The sequence below is a fragment of the Corallococcus sp. 4LFB genome, from assembly GCF_046520365.1.
Lineage (GTDB): Bacteria > Myxococcota > Myxococcia > Myxococcales > Myxococcaceae > Corallococcus > Corallococcus caeni.
The window spans coordinates 1-779 of sequence record NZ_JBKGHJ010001145.1 but is presented as its reverse complement, the minus strand read 5'-3'; the positions used below and the strand labels follow the sequence as shown (position 1 = coordinate 779).

Annotated in this window: 1 pseudogene; it reads right to left on the bottom strand. The window is 72.7% G+C overall.

Annotation, left to right across the window (positions count from 1 at the left end):
• Positions 1–774: pseudogene (locus ACLEQD_RS44610) on the bottom strand (hypothetical protein); the annotation flags it as partial.
• Positions 775–779 lie beyond the last annotated feature (5 nt).

The window sequence follows — 779 nt, the reverse complement described above, 5'->3', positions numbered from 1 at the left end:
GCCGAAGGCCCCCTGCCGGAAGCCTCCGCGCTGCACGCGCCCCTCCAGCCGGGCTCGCAAGTCCACCGTCGCCGTCAGCGCATCCACGCCCAGGCCCGCTACCGCGCCCCACGCCCCGCCTTCGCCCGGGCGTCCGCCCCAGCCACCCAGCAGCGTCACCTCGAAGCCCCCTTCGGCGTTCCTGCGCCGCACGAGCATGGCCGTGCCGTCCACGTGCGCCAGCGTCAGGGGCGTCGAGGCGCCTCCTGCCCTCCCCCAGTCATGCACCGCGGACACCGACAGCAGGTACTGCATGGGGAGGCGGGGCCGGCCAAAGAGGAGGTACGGCACGTCCAGCGCGACTTCCGCGCCCACCAGTCGTGCGCCCAGCACGTCCGAGGCGAAGGCCTCCGTGTACACCGGCCCCATCTTCCCCGTTACCACCGCCCCGGCGGGGTGGTAGTCGGGGTTGCCCCGGTTGTTGTAGCGCCGCACCAGATGCCCGGACAGCAGCGTGTAGGACTCCAGGGCGCCCATCCACACCGAGTTCGGCGCGTCCCCTCCCACCCTGAGCGTGCGCACCACCTGCCCCCAGTCGGAGAGCGTGTCCCAGTCCTCCTTCCTCACCAGGCCCGCCCCCGCGCCACCGCCCCACAGCCGCAGCCGCACAGGAGCTCCCACCTCCAGGGTGAAGACGCCTCGCCTCCGCACCAACCCACGAGGCTCCAGTTGGACGAAGCCTTCATCCCCGCCCATGCCTTTGCTGGGCAGCAGCGTCAGCGACGTGGCCTCCAGGCGCA